Below are 17,885 nucleotides of genomic sequence, written 5' to 3' on the forward strand. Positions count from 1 at the left end.
TGCTTATGAACCTGCTTTTTGTTCTTCTCTTAATTTACGTAAATGTGCAATTAAATCTGGGAGCTGATAAGCATTTTCAAGTTTAAAGTTACCGCTGCGAGTACGTGTAAGCTTGCTTAAATATGCTCCATTGTTTAATGCTTTTCCAAAATCAGATATTAAAGATCTTATATAAGTGCCTTTGCTGCAAATAATTCTGAAATCTATTTCGGGCAGGGCAATGCGGGTAATCTCAAAAGTGCTAACGGTTACAGCCCGTTTTTTAAGCTCAACTTCTTCTCCTAAACGAGCCTTAACATAAAGACGTTCGCCATTTACTTTTACGGCAGAGTGGGCAGGAGGATACTGCTCTATATTACCCATAAACTGGTTACAAGTTGCATAGATCTGTTCACTTGTAATATGAGCAGTTTCAAAAGTCTGATCTATTTCAGTTTCCAAATCAAAAGAAGGTGTAGTGGCACCTAAAACCATAGTGCCGGTGTATTCTTTTTCTTCGGCCTGGTACGTATCTATCTGTTTGGTTAATTTGCCTGTACAAATGATGAGCAGACCTGTAGCCAAAGGATCTAAAGTGCCTGCATGACCAACTTTGAGTTTTTGAGGTTTTAATGAATTTCTGATCTTGCCCACAACATCAAAGGAAGTCCATTGATAAGGTTTATCAATTAAAAGCAACTCACCCTCGGCAAAGTTAAAATCAGGAAAATTCTGGATTTCTGTTTCTTTAACCATTAAAATACATTAATCTCTACGCCGGCAAGGTATAAGCCTATAATCAGCAACCCTACAACAATTCTATACCATCCAAAAATACGGAAACCATGTTTGGTTAAAAAGTTTATAAATGATTTTATGGCAATAATAGCCACTATAAATGCAATTGCATTTCCAAAAAGAAGTATTTTAATGTTTTGTGCATTTAGTAACTCATGACCTTTTAACAGCTTATAGCCGGTAGCAGCAATCATGGTTGGAACAGCCAGAAAAAAGGAAAATTCTGCAGCGGCGCTTTTGGTTAGTTTTTGTTGCATACCACCAATAATGGTAGCCGCACTGCGGCTTAAACCCGGAAAACAAACCGCTAATACCTGATATAAACCTATTTTAAAAGCTTTAGGATAAGATATTTCACTTTCGCTGCTAATAGTAGGGTTTTTAAAGAATTTGTCTATAAACAACAGAATGATACCGCCCACAAATAACACAACGGCTATAAATATGGGATTGCCCAATTTATCATCTATAAAGTTATTTAAGAGGTAACCGAAGATTAAGGCCGGAACAACAGCAATAGCCAGTTTTATATAAAAATCGATGCTATTGAGGTTAATGAATTTTTTCCAGTATACCACTACAACAGCAAGAATAGCTCCTAACTGTATGGCAACGGTAAATAGTTTAACAAAGTCATCGTGGGCAATGCCCATTATAGAACTTGTAAGTACCATATGCCCGGTTGATGAAACGGGCAAAAACTCAGTTAACCCTTCAATAATTGCAAGGATAAGCGCCTGTAAGTAGTTCATTTATACCTATTTTTTTAATACAGCATAAATGCCGAAGGTAAAGCCAAATAACACTACTATAGGTGCAATTAGAGTACGGCGTGTGTCATAAATATCACCCTCAGAACCCATCATTAATAAAAAGCCAACCACTACAATAGCTATACTAATCAGCAATAACTGATAATTCTTCCTGGTAAAAACCATTTCGGTGTTTTGGTTTTCTTTGTTTGGAGTTGTATGTTTTTGTGTCATTATCTGTATAAGTCGTAAATTTTTAGACGTAGGTACTTGCTTACTGCAAACCAGGTACTGATTGCGGCAATAAAAATGCCTACCACAACCAAACTGATAAATACATAGCCAAATTCAGTATAGTTCTCTAATATTTTTATTTCGCCCAATTCTTTTTGTGCATAGGTTAACAGGCCTAATAAAATAAGAATAGCTATAAAAGCGGCGATTAATCCGTGAAGAGCAGCTACCAGAATAAACGGTTTTCTGATAAAGTTTTTGGTAGCACCTACCAACTGCATACTTTTAATTAAAAAACGTTGTGAAAAGATAGCCAAGCGAATGGTGTTGTTAATCAATGCAATGGCTATTACCAATAAAATAAGTGCAAAACCTAAAACAATTAAAGTAATGGTATTGATGTTTTTATTTACCATATCTATTAATGAACTTTGGTAAACCACCTCTTTAACAATAGGGTTTTTAGAAATTTCTTTCTTTAAAGTTTCTATATTGGTGTTGTTGGCATAATCGGCCTTTAAATACACATCTATAGAAGAAAGCAAAGGGTTGTAGCCTAAGAAATTAACAAAATCTTCGCCTAAATCTTTGGTTAAATTATGTTGAGCCAGCTCCTTGTTGATGTATTGGGTTTGTTTTACGGCAGCATTGTTGTTAAGCTCCTTTTGAAAAGCCAGGATTTCGGTTTCTTTTGCACCTTCATCTACAATGATGTTTAAAACGATGTTTTCTTTAACGTAGTTAGATAAGTTTTTGGCATGTACCAGAATTAATCCCAGCATACCTAACATTAACAAAACCAAAGCAATGCTGAATATGGTTGATACATATACGGTTTTGGTTTTTTTAGAGGCTGTACTTACTTCAAATTCTTCCATGTATATACTTTTGTTTTTGCGAAAATAAAGAAAGATAAGTAAAAACGGACTATAAATCTGGGATAAATTACTAACGTAGTTCAAAGTTAACAAAGCCTGTATTTAAAGCAATGCAGGGTAAACCTATTTAACGTTATTTAACAATAATGCAAGTATTTGTTGGTGAGAAGCCTGTGTGGCAGGTTTTCCATAAGTATTGAAATTGGTGCTTAAAGCAACAATTTTATTCGTTAAAATGCTTTAATTCTGTACTTTTGCAAACGATTTAAAAACGTATATTAATGGATTACCAATTTAAAGAGATCGAGCAGAAGTGGCAAAAACATTGGGCAGAGAATCAAACTTTTAAAGCCGATACCAAAAGTAATAAACCTAAGTATTATGTCTTAGATATGTTTCCTTATCCATCAGGAGCAGGCTTACATGTGGGGCATCCGCTGGGCTATATCGCTTCGGATGTGTTTTCGAGATACAAGCGCCTGAAAGGCTTTAATGTTTTACACCCGATGGGATATGATTCGTTTGGTTTACCTGCTGAACAGTATGCGATCCAAACCGGACAGCATCCGGCGGTAACAACCAAAGCCAATATCGATACCTATCGTCGCCAGCTTGATCAGATTGGGTTTTCTTTCGACTGGAGTAAAGAGGTGAGAACCTCTGATGCCGAGTATTATAAATGGACCCAATGGATTTTTATGCGTCTTTTTAATTCATGGTATAATCTTGAAACAGATAAAGCAGAAGATATTTCTACCTTAATTGAAAAATTTAACACCTCAGGCAGCGCAGATATTAAAGCCGTATGCGATGACGATATCCAATCATTTTTGCCGAGTGACTGGGCTAATTTTACAGCAGAAGAAAAGCAGGCCGAATTATTGAAATACCGTTTAACCTACTTAAAAGAAAGTACGGTTAACTGGTGTCCCGCTTTAGGTACCGTTTTAGCGAACGATGAAGTAATAGGCGGTTTTTCTGAGCGTGGCGGATATCCGGTTGAGCAAAAGAAAATGATGCAATGGAGCATGCGCATCACTGCTTATGCCGATCGTTTGCTGCGAGGTTTAGATACCATTGACTGGCCCGAGCCTGTTAAAGAGATGCAGCGTAACTGGATTGGTAAAAGTGTAGGCGCATCAGTTAAATTTAAAGTAGAAAACAGCAATAAAGAAATAGAAGTATTTACTACCCGTGTAGATACTATTTTTGGTGTATCTTATCTGGTATTGGCACCTGAGCATGAGTGGGTGGCAGAGTTAACCACAGATGAGCAACGTACAGCGATTGAGAATTACATTGCACAAACCAAAAAGAAATCTGAATTAGACCGTATGGCCGATACCAAAACCGTATCGGGAGCTTTTACAGGTAGTTATGTAATTAATCCGGCCAATAACGAGCGTTTACCTTTATGGATTGCCGATTATGTTTTGGCAGGTTATGGAACGGGTGCGGTTATGGGTGTGCCGAGCGGAGACCAGCGCGATTTTGCTTTTGCAACACATTTTAATTTACCGGTTATACAGGTTTCGGATGCGCAAAAAGATTTAGACCAGCAGGCAGATCCAACCAAAGAGGGGAGATACATTAACTCAGGATTTATCAATGGTTTAAATTATAAAGAAGCTGTAGCTAAATTAAATAATTGGTTAGAAGAAGAAGGCATAGGCAAAGCGAAAGTGAATTACCGTATGCGCGATGCCATCTTTGGTCGTCAGCGTTATTGGGGCGAACCTATTCCGGTATATTTCAAAGATGGATTACCTTATCTAATTCAGGAAGAAGAATTGCCTTTGGTATTACCCGAAATTGATAAATACCTGCCAACAGAAACCGGAGAGCCACCTTTAGGGCGTGCCGAAGACTGGAAATACCATGGAAAATATGAGTATGAACTGAGCACCATGCCGGGATGGGCAGGTAGCAGCTGGTACTGGTACCGTTATATGGATGCACAAAACCTTAAAGAATTTGCATCGCAGGAAGCCGTAAACTATTGGAAAGATGTTGATTTATATATAGGTGGTTCAGAGCATGCTACAGGCCACTTGTTGTACAGCCGTTTCTGGAACAAATTCTTAAAAGACCTTGGTCTGGTACAGGAAGAGGAGCCTTTTAAAAAGCTGATCAACCAAGGGATGATACAAGGTAGAAGTAACTTTGTTTACAGATTGGTTGATGAAGAGGGTAGAGCTACCCATACTTTTGTAAGTGCTGGTTTACGTAATCAATATAAGACGATAACGCTTCACGTAGATGTAAACATTGTAGAGAACGATGTGCTGAATGTAGATAAGTTTAAGCAATGGAGAGAAGAATATGCCAATGCCGAGTTCATCCTTGAAAATGGCAGATATATTTGCGGTGTTGAAGTAGAAAAGATGTCTAAATCAAAATATAATGTGGTTAATCCCGATGTTTTGATTGCGCAATATGGTGCAGATACCTTTAGAATGTATGAAATGTTCTTAGGACCATTAGAACAGAGTAAACCTTGGAATACCAATGGTATAGAAGGGGTGTTCAAATTCTTGCGTAAATTCTGGCGCTTGTTCCATAACGATGCCTGGGAATTTAGTGTAGTGGATGCCGAGCCTTCTAAAGCAGAGCTAAAAGCTTTACACAAGATCATTAAAAAAGTACAGGACGATGTTGAACGCTTTTCTTTCAATACCTCGGTATCGAGCTTTATGATTGCTGTAAATGAGCTTACAGACCTAAAATGTAAAAACCGTAGCATATTACAGGATCTGGTTATCGTTTTATCGCCTTATGCGCCTCATATCTGTGAAGAATTGTGGAGCTTGTTAGGTAACGGAGCAGGAACTTTATCTTATGCTGCTTATCCGGTATTTAACGCCGATTATCTTGTAGAAGATGAATTTGCTTATCCGATCTCGATTAACGGTAAAATGAAAATGAACCTTAACCTTGCTTTAACTTTAGATGAGACACAGGTAAGAGAAGCTGTGTTGGGCAATACGCAAGTACAAGGTTATTTAGAGGGTAAAGAGCCTAAGAAAATCATTTTTGTAAAAGGTAAAATTGTAAATATTGTAGTTTAAGCCATATAAAACACATTTAAGTAGGCTGTCTGAAGAGTATTTTTCATCATCCTGAAATTTATTTCTGGATCTTAAAACAAAGCAAATGCTTTTAAAGATTCCATATCGAGTACGGAACGGCGTAAAATTCTTTAGACAGCTTTTTATAGTTTCTCTACGAAAACAGGCGTTTCACTAACCGTTACTGTTAATTTACCATTATTGGTGTTAACTGTGATAGCATTTGCTTTGTCATTGTTGGTTTGAAGATTGTAAATTACGGCCTGCTTGGCATTGCCTAAATCTAAGATATAACTGGTTTTTCTGTCCTTCTGATCAGGAATGGTAAGCACATAAATTTCTTTATTGCTGAACTTATACAGGTCAACAATAGGGTCGTTGTTCAATGTTTTTGTATAATGGTAATTGCCCAAAATGGTTTTGACCTGTTGCATATAATACCATGAAGGTCTTGGGGTAAAATCAGGGTTAACAAAACCCGATGAATGGTGCTGTATAGCATTATTGTCATCCACATCATCCAGCATATAAAACATTACCCTATTTATTTGATGTCTGGCATATAACAAGGCTGTACGCAGGTTCCAGTCGGCCTGGGTAATCAAAGCAGATTTATTGCCTACAGGTACGGCCCTTTGCCTGCTTTTTTCGCCAATATCGTAACCTGTTTCAGTCATCCAAACCTCTAAGCCATTTGCATATTTCTTAGACATATTTAAAAAGTCGTCAGCTATTTTACCAATCGGCGAAAGCTCAGGCGCTACGCCTACTGTAGCAATACTATTTTTACTATAATCTGAGTCATTAGGGTAAATATGGTAGTTGATTACATCAAAGCATAAATCTACAGTTCCATCAGGCTTTAATCCCCGGTTTTTTCTGCACCATTCAATCATTTTTATCACATAATCGATATTAGGTACAGCCAAACCAGCCATAACCACTTTCATGGCGGGATCGGCATTTTTTACACCCACATTTTTACCTAACTTACCTTTATGGCCATCATAAAAAGCAGAGAGATTAGCAGCATACTCTTCTGGGCTTTGTTCTGCCTGTGAGCCTTTCCACCATTTATCCCGCTCATTATCGCATTCTAAATATTTAACCAAATTCAAACCTGTTTGAATGATATTGGGCTCATCGCCCGGCCAGCGTAAACCGGTGTTTAACTGTATAAGATTTTTATCTACATTAGCATTTGCACCATATCTTGCCGCAAATTGAAATGCTGCTTTTGCCTGTAAGATATAAGATGCGGGGTCGCTTTTATCTGCACCGAAGGGCAACGGAGCATTTTCATAATCGCGCTCATTTTCAGGATAAGTGTTCATGAGCCATGATGGAATAGTTTTTAAACAGGTTAGAATATCTATATTTTCTTTGTGGGTGCGATTGTACATCAGATCATAACGCCAGTTGCCAAAGTGAGAGGGGTTAAAGGTAAATTTTCCCTGATCGGGTTCTATTCTTTCCCAGTCTAAATAATGACGTATGCTTCCAAATGCTTTAACAATTTGCATCTTCCGTTCACTGATCAGGTTTTCTTGCTGAGGCTCTACATAATCCCATTCAAAGAGGTTAACGCCCAGATAATTTTTAAAAGGAATAACGGTGTTTACAGAATTGCTATTATCCGCTTGATCAGCAGGAGCCTCTTTTTCTTTATGACAGCTAAAAGAGGATAAAAGAATAATCCATAAAAATGCATATTTCATAGGTAGGGTATCGATTTTTATGATACGCTCAAAATTAACCGATTTAAATTTCTTTTGTGGCAGAAATTACTATTTATTAATCGTAAACAAAGCAGAATTGTTTTTACCGTATAAAAACAGGTATTCGCCGATAATTTTAGATGAATTCTTAGAAAATGATTTAAAGATGTGTAACAAAATTTAATTTTGGCAGACTAATTCATAATAACACAAAAAGACAACCATTTTATATGAAAAAACTAATACTTCTGTTTGTTGCAGTATTTATGATTTTAGGGGCAAAAGCTCAGTTCCCGATGGCGGGAGGTGCAGGTGCTCCGAAGATTACAGGAAGAATAAGTGCGACCGTGATTGACTCAGCTACTAAGCAACCTATTGAATATGCTACTGTTTCTTTAGTAAAGAAAAAAGACAATAAAACCGTAAATGGGTCTGTAACTGATGCAAAAGGTAAGGTATCCTTACAAAATATCACTCCTGATGAGTATAAACTCGTAATAGGTTTTATTGGATATACCGCAAAAAGCGTAGAAATTAAAACTACACCTGAAAAACCTGATGGTAATGTAGGAACCGTTGAATTGAAAGGAAGTGCCAATACACTTAGCGAGGTTACCATTGAAGGTAAAAAGAGCATGATTGAGAATAAAATCGACCGTATGGTGTACAATGCCGAGGCTGATGCAACCAATGCGGGTGGTGATGCAACTGATGTAATGCGTAAAGTGCCGATGTTATCGGTAGATATTAACGGAAACGTTCAGTTAAGAGGTAGTTCTGTAAAGGTTTTGATCAATGGTAAACCTTCGGGTACTATGGCTAACAGTGTTGCCGATGCTTTGAAGATGATTCCGGCAGACCAGATTAAAAGTGTGGAAGTGATTACCAGCCCATCTGCTAAATATGATGCGGAAGGTTCTGGAGGTATCATTAATATTATTACCAAAAAATCTAATGCTCAGGGTGTAAGTGGTTCGGCAAATGCTTCTGCAGGTACGCGTCAGAATACCGGTAACTTTAACCTTACTGCAAAAACAGGACGTTTAAGTATGAATACAGCTGTAGGTGCCATGTATGCTTATCCTCAGGGAACAAGAGTGGTATTTTACAACCGTACACAAGCTAATGGTACTACCAACAGTGTATTACAGGATGGTACTTCAGACTGGACACGTGAAATGATCAACGGTAGTTTAGGTTTAGATTACGATTTTAATGCTTATAACAACATTAGTACAAATGCTAAATATAACCGGTTTTATAATGGAGGCCCAGGCCACTCACAGGTAGATAATAATGGTGCAGCAGCTACCATTACTTCTAAAACAGATGTAAGTATGGGTAATTTAGACTGGAATTTAGATTATAGAAAAACATCTAAACGTCAGGGAGAAGAGTTTTCGGTTTCGGGCCAGTTAACCAGCGGAAGAAATACAAATGATTTTTCTAATGACTACCAAATGGTAGGTTTTCCGGGTATTATTTCTTCGGCCAGTTCAAACGTAGGTAAAAACTATGAGTACACTGCACAAACAGATTACGTTTATCCTTTCAGCAAAACCGTAATCTTTGAAACGGGAGCAAAGGGTATTTTCAGAAATATTTTAAGTAAATATAGTGTAAACTCGACCAAAGATTTTAATTACCATCAAAATGTAGGTGCGGCCTATGGTACTATTGCATTTAACCTAACCAAAAAATTAAAACTTAAAGGTGGATTAAGAGCAGAGTACACTGCAATAAATTTCGACACTGATAAGAACGATTATTTTAACTTGTTCCCAAGTGTAATCTTATCACAAGAAATCAGTGCAATGAGTTCGGTTAAATTGAGTTATAACCGTAGGGTGCAACGTCCCAGCTTAGCTTATCTGAACCCGTTTTTAAACGAGTCAAATCAGTTCAGTGTAATGAAAGGTAATCCAACGTTAGATCCTGAGCTAAGTGACAACGTTGAGTTGGGTTATTCAACTTTCTTAAAAGGAGGTTCTATGATCAATGCTTCGGTATTTTACCGTCGTACAAACGGAATTATTGAAAATTATAACCTGGTTTATGATAAAGACCCGACTAAAATCTTAACTACTTATGAAAACGTGGGTATTTCTGATAGTTATGGATTTAACCTTTTTGGTTCATACAATCCACTACCAAAATGGACTTTAATGGGTAACGTAGGTTTAAATACATACCAGATTGATAACAAGCTTACACATGTAAAATCAGATGTGTTTTATAACTACAACTTTTTCCTTAGATCTGCTACTTCCTTTAAGCAAGGATGGAATCTGGAATTCTTTGGCGTAGCTACTTCACCTCGCAGAACCTCGCAAGGTAAAACAGATGGAATGATATTCTACGGCGCTGCAGTGAAAAAAGAAATTCTGAACAAAAAAGGTTCTATTGGCTTAAATGTATTGAATCCATTTACAGAAAACCTGCACATAAAAATGGAAACTACCTCTGCAGATAGTTACCAAACGCAGAATATCTACTACCCTCTAAGATCATTCGGAATTAACTTTAGCTACAGTTTTGGTAAGTTGAAATTTACAGAGAAGAAAAAGATCAAAAACGATGATATTAAACAAGACCAACAGCAGCAGGGCGGTGGCCAGATGGGCGGAATGGGTCAATAATGAAATAATTAATACAGATGAAAACCAAAACAACGGCCCGGACAATTTGTCTGGGCCGTTGTTGTATAGGGCTATTGTTTCTCTAAGATATAATATTTGCTGAGGGCTCCTGTTATTTCTTTGCCTTCTGTATCTAACTGGATAAGCTGGTTTTCTCCAACTTTATATTTTAAGTCGGTTTCCTGACCTTTTAAATGTACTACACTGTCATTGTCGTGCCACATGATCTTGCCCTTATCTTCTGTTTTAAAATCTCTATCCTGGTATTTAGCCATATAGCTAAAGGTATTGTTGGCATTTAAAACTACCGTAGTTTCAATACCCGGACAATCTGCACAAGGTAAAATACCTTTGTAAGTGCCATTCCAGTCTAAAGAATTTCGCGAGGTATGCACAGTGTCTGTTAGTGTAGTTGTTGTATCTTGAGTAGAAGTTTCTTTCTTGGTATTTGAATTATTGCATGCGGTAAGTAAAGCTGTGAGCAGACCGGCGCACAAGAGTAATTTTTTCATGATTGATAAATTATGATACTGAAAAAGATATGTGCATTAACTAACAATATCTTTAGGAGATTGTTTTTTATAATTCATCAGCTATATGTTTCCTGATAATGATCTATAATGTACTGACGGGCCTGTTCTTGCGTTAATGCCGAAAAATTACGGTAACGATGGTGAATATCAATAATTTCTTCTATGGCTTGCGCAACTAAAGGCTTGTTTTCCCATGTTTTAAGATGCTCTACTACAGTTTCAAGGCAGCCTTTTTTATAGGCAATCTGGCCTATTACATGAACAAGCGTATTACGTACCCGGGCTGTTTTATCATGCTCAAGCTCTTTGAGCAGAGGTAATATATCTTGGGGGTGTTTTCTTCCTCTCAGCTCTATGCCATGACAAATTTCCCTTCTGATCTCTTTATCAGAGTGATGTAAATATTGTCTGACCCAGTTCAAAACAGGTACGGGATTTACTTCGCCCATTTTTTTGATTGAACCGATGACCGCATTTCGGGGCGAATGATGCGGATCAAATAAACCTTTATCAAAGAAAGTAAAAACTTCTTCGAAATGTTTTTTCCCTATTTCTCCTGCAGCATTGATTACGGTCTGTCTTACTTTAAAATCATCGTGGTTTAATAAAGAAGCCAGTAGGTTAATAATGTTGGTTCTAAGTGAATGTTTTTCTAAATAGATACGGCCTGTTGCTAAATAAGCGGCTTTTCTGATGTAAGTATCTTCATCTGCAAAATAAGCTATTGTGTGCTCATATCGGCCTTTTTCAAGTTCTTCCGATAATTTTGCTTTAATGGCAACAGATAAGTCTGCTCTTTGTTCTTTAGATAGGTCGTAATATGCCATATGATACTCTAATCAGTTTGCCCTACCCTTAAAATTAGCTTTCTGGTAACTTCTCTCTTGGAATTTTCATCGCCCCACAAGGGTAATAGTTCTTTTTTTAATTGTTCAAGCGGGTTCTTGTGGCATTTTTCCATATATTTTTGAGTTGCAGACCAGCTCCTGAAATAACCTAATAAATCATCGAGATTTAAAGTTGATTTAATTGTGAACGGCGGTGTAGAGCGTTCTTTAAAAGGGAATGGAATGGTTTTATATTCCTGTTCTACCAGTTTATTTTCAGGCATCCAAAAATCGCCAACTACATGGTCATGAAAATGTTGTGTAATCTTATCTATTTCATCGGTAATAGAAGTTAACCCGTAGGTCCAGACAGCAATAATGCCTTTAGGCTTAAGTACTCTTTTAGCTTCCTTATAAAATTTATCGAAATCGAACCAGTGTATAGCCTGGGCAACGGTAATCAAATCAACAGAATGGTTATTTAATTTATTATGCTCTGCTCTTTCAACTTTGTAGATGATACGATCGTGCAGTGTAGCGTTGTTAATCTGGTTTTCGCTAGGATCGCTGGCATAAACCTGTTCAAAATATTTGGCCAGGCCTATTGCGGATTGTCCGTTTCCTGTTCCGCAATCCCAGGCCAGATCATGCTCAGGCGTAAGTGATTGTAGGTAACTGAATAGCTCTTCTGGGTAAGAAGGCCTGTACTGGCGATAAATATCGGCTTGTTTTGAAAAGTTATCTTTAAAATTGACCATAGTTAATGAAGTTTAGAGACTTTTATAACTATATCAAAAATACATGAAAATATTATGCATTTAAAGTTAAACAGAATTATGAGAGAACATTCTGCTTAATACAGATTTTTATTAAGGTAACAGCTCTAACAGTTTTTTTCTCAATTGATCTCCTCTTAAATTTTTCTCAATGATAATACCTTTATCATTAATCAGAAAGTTAGTAGGATAAGCGCTAATGCCATACATCAAAGCCACATGATTTTTATCACCTTGAAGGTCGCTTACATTTTCCCACAACAAACCATCTTGTTTGATGGCATTGAGCCAGTTGTTTTTATCATTATCTGCCGAAACACCTAATATGTTAAAGCCTTTATCTTTAAATTCCTTAAAAGTATTAACCAGTTCAGGGTTTTCTTCGCGACATGGACCACACCATGAAGCCCAAAATTCTAATAAAATATATTTTCCTCTAATATCAGATAGTTTGATGTTTTTACCAGAAGCGTTGGTTTGTTCAAAGTCAACAAACTTGCTTCCAATTTTGATTTCTCGATTAAGATTAATAAATGTTTTAATGTCTTTACCAAATCTGCTTTGTTTTATTTGAGGAGTTAATGCCGCATAAAGATCTTCAGTTACTTTTTTACCCCACGTAGAAGCATAAACATTTAAAATATTTGCAGCGATAAGAGAGCTCGGATTATTTTTTACATAATTTATATAAGCCTGTTTTTCACTTTCCTCACTTAATTTAAGTCTATTTTTGATGTTTTTTTGCTCATTAGGATCTGTAGATTTTTTTAATGCCCCTCTCAATAATTCCTGTTCATCCCTAATAGGTTGGATAATCGACATCAGCTTATGATCTTCATCCTGTGTCTTTGAACCTTTAATGTTTCCTTTTTTAAATTCACCTGCTTTTAGATTCATACTTAGGGGACCGCTTTCGAGCCAGAAGAAAACATAATTGCTAAATTTATCAGTATGTAACAATACTTTGGTAGGTTCTTCGCCCATTTTACCTTTTAAAGCAAAACTGCCGTTTTTAATTTGTACAGAATCTAATATTTGGTTGGTATTTGCTTCTTTTAGGTAAAGCCAGGTGCCATCTGTAAGACCTTCGCAGGTACCGTTAATTTTAAAACTTTGTGCAAATGATAAACTATAGTTGATCACTACCATTAAAACTAAAAGAATGAATTTTCTCATATCTGTATTTTTAACCAAACATAGATAGATTACCATTTATTTGCAAAGAGATTTAGATGGATCATATTTAAAATTAGAAGAATAGCGGTAAATGTATTTTTGTCGAAAAAAAGCTTGTTTTTGTCTAAAACCAGATGAATAACAGAGATAAAATCCTGCAATTATTTACCTTAGATGCAAATCATGAAATTAAATAAATACACAAAAATAGAGATAACTTTTTTTATCGTCTATTTTTATGTTTTTAAATTGCTGAGCAATCTGGAGTATAATTTCTGGGAAAGAAAATTGAAAGGCTTTTCAGGAGTAGATATAGAATTTTCTTTTTTATATGGTACATCAGGCCTTTTGGCCTTTGTTGTTTTTTATCAGATTATCAGGTCTTATTTAGTTAATGGGAAGCTTTTCAGACTGCTCGTTTATCTTGTTTTATTTCTCGCAGGTTATGCTTTGTATCAGAAAGTTGTAAACTATATCTACAGTCAATTACCTTTTCTTTCAGGTGAATTCAGACACTTAGCCACCAATGCTTATCAGGCTAAGTCTATAGGGTACAGTTTTGCCTATATGTTCAAAGAATTTTTGGCAGTAGGTTGCCTGGTTTTTGTGATCCATTCAATGAAGCAGGAAGAAAAAGTAAGACAGCTTAAAGAGCAGCAGCTCATGTCAGAATTGACTTATCTGAAAAGTCAGTTACAGCCGCATTTCTTTTTCAATACCTTAAATAATATTTATTCGCTGGCTTTAAAACAGTCTGAAGATACTGCGCCTTTGGTAGCTAAACTGGCAGACATGATGCGTTACATCCTTTATAAAACAGACCTGCCATTGGTGTTATTAAAAGATGAGATCACTTTTATTAAAAATTATGTAGAAGTAGAGCAGATCAGGTACCGTTCAAATATCAACATCAGCTTAGATGTACAGGGAATTGATGAGCATACGGATATAGCACCTTTATTGCTTTTGCCTTTCATAGAAAATGCTTTTAAGCATGGTGTAGAAGAGGAAGAGACCACGGGATACATTACCATAAAAATTTGCAAAATTGCCGATGAACTGATTCTTGAAGTTGAGAATAGCGTAGCCCCAAAAAGATATACAGGAGAAGGAGTGGGGCTTGTAAATGTGAAAAAACGTCTTGCTCTGCTTTATCCGGATAAATATACTTTAATCGTACAGCCGAAAGGAGCAATCTTTTATGTTAATTTAAGCATACAATTATGATCAACTGTTTGGTTATAGATGATGAGCCTTTAGCTCAGGATGTATTAGAACGCTACATTAACGCGTATGAGCAGTTAAATCTGATTAAGAAATGTAGTACCGTTTTAGAAGCCTTTGAAATTTTGCATCTCCATGATATTCAACTGATTTTTCTGGATATTAAATTACCGTCTATCAGCGGAATAGATTTTATCAAAACTTTAAAAGATCCGCCAGCCGTTATTTTTACTACGGCCTATTCAGAATATGCGGTACAGAGTTATGAGTTAGATGCAATAGATTATCTGTTAAAGCCCATTACGTTCGAAAGATTTAAACGGAGCATGGACAAACTTTTAAAGCAACAGCCAAATGAACAGGCAGGTAAAAATTATACTTATTTTAAGGCATCGGGTAAATTACTTAAAATAGAACATCATGAGTTATATTATGCTCAATCAGTAAAAGATTACATTTTGCTGCATACACTTAAAGGCAGCGTTATTACTTACATGACTATGAAATACCTTGAAGAATTGCTTCCTGCCGATCGGTTTTTGAGAGTTCATAGATCCTACCTCATTAATATAAATCACCTTACATCTGTAGAAAAAAGCAGATTATATGTAAATCAAATACCCGTACCCATCGGCGGATCACCCTATAAAGAGAAAATTAAAGAAAGAATAAAGTAGATTAAAAGATTACCTGCAGACAATTACCTGTTTGGCGATCTTTATATTAAACTATCCCCCTTTTTGCCTACCTTTGCATTTAAATTTTTTGTAAATGAAACAGGTAAAAGTTGGCTTGGTACAGATGAGCTGTACTAAAGATAAACAGGAAAATTTAGAGAAAGCAATTGTAAAAGTTAGAGAAGCTGCTGCAAAAGGTGCACAAATTATATGTTTACAAGAGCTGTTCACTTCTTTATATTTTTGTGATGTAGAAGATTACGATAATTTTGAACTTGCAGAAAGTATTCCGGGACCTTCTACTGATGCTTTGCAAGTTGTAGCTAAAGAGCTGGGAGTAGTTATTGTGGCTTCTCTTTTTGAAAAAAGAGCAGAAGGCTTATACCATAATACTACTGCTGTGTTAGACGCAGATGGCAGTTATTTAGGTAAATACCGTAAAATGCATATCCCTGATGATCCGGCTTATTACGAAAAATTTTATTTCACACCAGGCGATCTGGGTTATAAAGTTTTTAAAACTAAATTCGCTACAATCGGTATTTTAATTTGCTGGGATCAATGGTATCCTGAAGCATCGAGAATTACAGCATTAATGGGAGCAGAAATTTTGTTTTATCCAACCGCTATTGGCTGGGCTACCGATCAGGATGAAGAAACCAACAAAGATCAATACAATGCGTGGCAAACCATACAGCGTTCGCACTCTGTTGCTAACGGTTTACCGGTAATCAGTGTAAATCGTGTTGGTTTTGAACAGGAAGGACGAATGAAATTCTGGGGAGGTAGTTTTGCTACCAATGCACAAGGCAAATTGCTGTATTTGGCATCACATGAAAATGAAGAAACAGAAGTAGTGAATATAGATCTTACACAAAGTGACTACATCCGCAAGCACTGGCCTTTCTTAAGAGATAGGAGAATTGATTCTTATCAGCCGATTACTAAGAGGTATATTGATGAGGATTAAAGTTGGAAGACCGATGTCCGAAGATTAGTAAGTCGGATGTCCGAAGACTGATGACAGACGTCGGAAGAGATTGAAAGCCAAAATACCCTATCATAATTGAAATTATATCATCGGACATTGGACTAAAGCGCAGCGATGGCATTTAAGTTTGAAAAACTAAAAGTTTGGCAAAAAGCAATTGATTTGGCTGATGAGGTAGATAAGTTGACCAAGACTTTTCCAAAGGATGAGATTTATGTTTTAACTTCTCAAATGAAAAGGGCTGTTGATTCCATTTCACTCAATATTGCTGAAGGGAGTACCGGACAGAGTAATCCCGAATTTAAAAGATTTTTGAGTTACGCTTTAAGAAGTGATATAGAAGTAGTCAACTGTCTTCATCTGGCTTTAAGGAGAGGCTATATTTCACAAGAAATTTTTGATAAATATTATGCTAGCTGCGAAGAAATCTTAGCGCTGCTATCTGCATTAATAAAAACACTTAAATAAATATGAACGATTTAACATCGGACATCGGACATCAGACATCCGACTCTTATAACACCCCAAAAGCACAAGGTTATGCTTTCCCGGCAGAGTGGGTTAAACATGAGGCAACCTGGTTAAGCTGGCCGCATAAAGAAGCTTCATGGCCAGGCAAAATAGAAACTATTTATGAGCCTTATTGTCTGTTCATTAAAGCGGTAGCCAAGGGCGAGAAAGTACGCATCAACGTAAAAGATGAAACTATGAAAGCTTTTGCCATTTCTCAGTTAAAAAAGGTAGAAGCAGATTTGAGCCAAATCGAATTTTATTTTAATGAAACCAATGATGCCTGGTGCCGTGATCACGGCCCCGCTTTTATAGTAAAGGGAAATGAAAAAGCAGTGGTAGATTGGGGCTACAATGCCTGGGGAGATAAATATCCTCCTTATGATCTGGATGATGTTGTTCCGACTAAAATCGCTAAGCATTTTAATTTGCCTCTATTTACACCTGATATTGTAATGGAAGGCGGTTCTGTAGAGTTTAACGGTGCAGGTACAATCTTAACTAGCGAAGCCTGTTTATTGAACGAGAACCGTAATCCTCATCTCAATAAAGAACAGATAGAAACTTATCTTAAGGAGTTTTACGGGGCTGAACAGGTTTTATGGGTAGGAGATGGCATTGTTGGAGATGATACAGACGGACATATAGATGATATTACCCGTTTTGTAAATGAAGATACCGTGCTTACCGTAGTAGAAAGTAATCCTTTGGATGAAAATTATTTGCTATTGCAGGAAAATCTTGAACGTTTAAAAGAAATGACTTTGTTAGATGGCAGAAAACTGAACATTATTGAGTTGCCAATGCCATCGCCTGTTATTTACGAAGATACCAGATTGCCGGCATCTTATGCTAACTTCTATATTGCCAATGCTGCGGTAATTGTACCTACGTTTAGAGATGTGAATGATCAAATTGCTTTGGATATCATACAAAAAGCATTTCCAGATAGGGCCGTAATCGGTATCGATTCAACTGATATCATTTGGGGCTTAGGAAGTTTCCATTGTTTAAGTCAGCAAGAGCCGGCGGTTTAGTTTGAAGTTGACAATTTGGGTTTGGCAAATTGCTTCTTTCGCTTGATAAACTACTACCGTTGTCATCC

General features: G+C 36.6%; 16 protein-coding genes. 7 read left to right on the forward strand and 9 right to left on the reverse strand.

Annotated features, from left to right (window positions below):
* Positions 1-3: 3 nt before the first annotated feature.
* From truB to ACLHG9_RS15695, 4 genes are read right to left on the reverse strand one after another with little or no spacing between them, the layout of a single operon-like run.
* On the reverse strand, positions 4-735 hold the full coding sequence (gene truB / locus ACLHG9_RS15680; protein WP_410222445.1) for a tRNA pseudouridine(55) synthase TruB: 732 nt from the start codon (positions 733-735) through the stop codon (positions 4-6).
* Positions 735-1,529 carry an undecaprenyl-diphosphate phosphatase gene (locus ACLHG9_RS15685; protein WP_410222446.1) on the reverse strand — a complete coding sequence of 265 codons (795 nt, stop codon included), beginning with the start codon at positions 1,527-1,529 and terminating at the stop codon, positions 735-737. The genes truB and ACLHG9_RS15685 overlap by 1 nt, the downstream gene beginning before the upstream one ends.
* Positions 1,530-1,535: 6 nt before the next feature.
* Positions 1,536-1,763, reverse strand: coding sequence for a DUF3098 domain-containing protein (locus ACLHG9_RS15690; RefSeq protein WP_410222447.1), 228 nt, complete (start codon positions 1,761-1,763; stop codon positions 1,536-1,538).
* A complete protein-coding gene (locus tag ACLHG9_RS15695) occupies positions 1,763-2,641 on the reverse strand; it encodes a cell division protein FtsX (protein WP_410222448.1) in 879 nt (292 codons plus the stop codon). The genes ACLHG9_RS15690 and ACLHG9_RS15695 overlap by 1 nt, the downstream gene beginning before the upstream one ends.
* A 281-nt stretch (positions 2,642-2,922) precedes the next feature.
* Here ACLHG9_RS15695 and leuS point away from each other — a divergent pair, with 281 nt between their 5' ends.
* The gene (gene leuS / locus ACLHG9_RS15700) at positions 2,923-5,709 is read left to right on the forward strand and encodes a leucine--tRNA ligase (RefSeq protein WP_410222449.1); all 2,787 of its coding nucleotides are present in this window, start codon (positions 2,923-2,925) and stop codon (positions 5,707-5,709) included.
* A gap of 143 nt (positions 5,710-5,852) precedes the next feature.
* On the opposite strand, the gene ACLHG9_RS15705 is transcribed toward leuS, so the two are convergent.
* Entirely contained in the window at positions 5,853-7,427 is a 1,575-nt protein-coding gene (locus ACLHG9_RS15705; protein ID WP_410222450.1) for a beta-galactosidase, read from the reverse strand.
* 230 nt (positions 7,428-7,657) lie between these two features.
* Here ACLHG9_RS15705 and ACLHG9_RS15710 point away from each other — a divergent pair, with 230 nt between their 5' ends.
* Positions 7,658-10,066, forward strand: a complete 2,409-nt coding sequence (locus ACLHG9_RS15710) for a TonB-dependent receptor domain-containing protein (protein WP_410222451.1) — start codon at positions 7,658-7,660, stop codon at positions 10,064-10,066.
* Positions 10,067-10,137: 71 nt separating this feature from the next.
* On the opposite strand, the gene ACLHG9_RS15715 is transcribed toward ACLHG9_RS15710, so the two are convergent.
* The 4 genes from ACLHG9_RS15715 to ACLHG9_RS15730 form a co-directional block, all read right to left on the reverse strand.
* Positions 10,138-10,578 (reverse strand): copper resistance protein NlpE, encoded by a 441-nt coding sequence (locus tag ACLHG9_RS15715; protein WP_410222452.1) that lies wholly within the window; start codon positions 10,576-10,578, stop codon positions 10,138-10,140.
* Between the two features lie 77 nt (positions 10,579-10,655).
* A complete protein-coding gene (locus tag ACLHG9_RS15720) occupies positions 10,656-11,426 on the reverse strand; it encodes a HEAT repeat domain-containing protein (RefSeq protein ID WP_410222453.1) in 771 nt (256 codons plus the stop codon).
* Between the two features lie 8 nt (positions 11,427-11,434).
* On the reverse strand, positions 11,435-12,184 hold the full coding sequence (locus ACLHG9_RS15725; protein WP_410222454.1) for a class I SAM-dependent methyltransferase: 750 nt from the start codon (positions 12,182-12,184) through the stop codon (positions 11,435-11,437).
* A 111-nt stretch (positions 12,185-12,295) separates the two neighbouring features.
* Positions 12,296-13,378: a redoxin domain-containing protein gene (locus tag ACLHG9_RS15730; RefSeq protein ID WP_410222455.1), complete on the reverse strand. Its 1,083-nt coding sequence runs from the start codon at positions 13,376-13,378 to the stop codon at positions 12,296-12,298.
* A gap of 183 nt (positions 13,379-13,561) precedes the next feature.
* On the opposite strand from ACLHG9_RS15730, the gene ACLHG9_RS15735 reads away from it, so the two are divergent.
* From ACLHG9_RS15735 to ACLHG9_RS15755, 5 genes are all read left to right on the forward strand, one after another.
* A complete protein-coding gene (locus ACLHG9_RS15735; protein WP_410222456.1) occupies positions 13,562-14,605 on the forward strand; it encodes a sensor histidine kinase in 1,044 nt (347 codons plus the stop codon).
* A complete protein-coding gene (locus tag ACLHG9_RS15740; protein WP_410222457.1) occupies positions 14,602-15,279 on the forward strand; it encodes a LytR/AlgR family response regulator transcription factor in 678 nt (225 codons plus the stop codon). Before ACLHG9_RS15735 ends, ACLHG9_RS15740 begins: the two co-directional genes overlap by 4 nt.
* Before the next feature lie 94 nt (positions 15,280-15,373).
* Positions 15,374-16,249, forward strand: coding sequence for a carbon-nitrogen hydrolase (locus tag ACLHG9_RS15745; RefSeq protein ID WP_410222458.1), 876 nt, complete (start codon positions 15,374-15,376; stop codon positions 16,247-16,249).
* A 135-nt stretch (positions 16,250-16,384) separates the two neighbouring features.
* Positions 16,385-16,738: a four helix bundle protein gene (locus ACLHG9_RS15750; RefSeq protein ID WP_410222459.1), complete on the forward strand. Its 354-nt coding sequence runs from the start codon at positions 16,385-16,387 to the stop codon at positions 16,736-16,738.
* Positions 16,739-16,740: 2 nt separating this feature from the next.
* Positions 16,741-17,817 (forward strand): agmatine/peptidylarginine deiminase, encoded by a 1,077-nt coding sequence (locus tag ACLHG9_RS15755; protein ID WP_410222460.1) that lies wholly within the window; start codon positions 16,741-16,743, stop codon positions 17,815-17,817.
* Positions 17,818-17,885 lie beyond the last annotated feature (68 nt).

The sequence above is a fragment of the Pedobacter sp. genome (assembly GCF_046462515.1).
Lineage (GTDB): Bacteria > Bacteroidota > Bacteroidia > Sphingobacteriales > Sphingobacteriaceae > Pedobacter.

Bases quoted from the DNA above. Each gene is read 5' to 3' on its own strand.
- truB (WP_410222445.1), bottom strand. From the start codon at position 735: ATGGTTAAAGAAACAGAAATCCAGAATTTTCCTGATTTTAACTTTGCC.
- ACLHG9_RS15685 (WP_410222446.1), bottom strand. From the start codon at position 1,529: ATGAACTACTTACAGGCGCTTATCCTTGCAATTATTGAAGGGTTAACT.
- ACLHG9_RS15690 (WP_410222447.1), bottom strand. From the start codon at position 1,763: ATGACACAAAAACATACAACTCCAAACAAAGAAAACCAAAACACCGAA.
- ACLHG9_RS15695 (WP_410222448.1), bottom strand. From the start codon at position 2,641: ATGGAAGAATTTGAAGTAAGTACAGCCTCTAAAAAAACCAAAACCGTA.
- leuS (WP_410222449.1), top strand. From the start codon at position 2,923: ATGGATTACCAATTTAAAGAGATCGAGCAGAAGTGGCAAAAACATTGG.
- ACLHG9_RS15705 (WP_410222450.1), bottom strand. From the start codon at position 7,427: ATGAAATATGCATTTTTATGGATTATTCTTTTATCCTCTTTTAGCTGT.
- ACLHG9_RS15710 (WP_410222451.1), top strand. From the start codon at position 7,658: ATGAAAAAACTAATACTTCTGTTTGTTGCAGTATTTATGATTTTAGGG.
- ACLHG9_RS15715 (WP_410222452.1), bottom strand. From the start codon at position 10,578: ATGAAAAAATTACTCTTGTGCGCCGGTCTGCTCACAGCTTTACTTACC.
- ACLHG9_RS15720 (WP_410222453.1), bottom strand. From the start codon at position 11,426: ATGGCATATTACGACCTATCTAAAGAACAAAGAGCAGACTTATCTGTT.
- ACLHG9_RS15725 (WP_410222454.1), bottom strand. From the start codon at position 12,184: ATGGTCAATTTTAAAGATAACTTTTCAAAACAAGCCGATATTTATCGC.
- ACLHG9_RS15730 (WP_410222455.1), bottom strand. From the start codon at position 13,378: ATGAGAAAATTCATTCTTTTAGTTTTAATGGTAGTGATCAACTATAGT.
- ACLHG9_RS15735 (WP_410222456.1), top strand. From the start codon at position 13,562: ATGAAATTAAATAAATACACAAAAATAGAGATAACTTTTTTTATCGTC.
- ACLHG9_RS15740 (WP_410222457.1), top strand. From the start codon at position 14,602: ATGATCAACTGTTTGGTTATAGATGATGAGCCTTTAGCTCAGGATGTA.
- ACLHG9_RS15745 (WP_410222458.1), top strand. From the start codon at position 15,374: ATGAAACAGGTAAAAGTTGGCTTGGTACAGATGAGCTGTACTAAAGAT.
- ACLHG9_RS15750 (WP_410222459.1), top strand. From the start codon at position 16,385: ATGGCATTTAAGTTTGAAAAACTAAAAGTTTGGCAAAAAGCAATTGAT.
- ACLHG9_RS15755 (WP_410222460.1), top strand. From the start codon at position 16,741: ATGAACGATTTAACATCGGACATCGGACATCAGACATCCGACTCTTAT.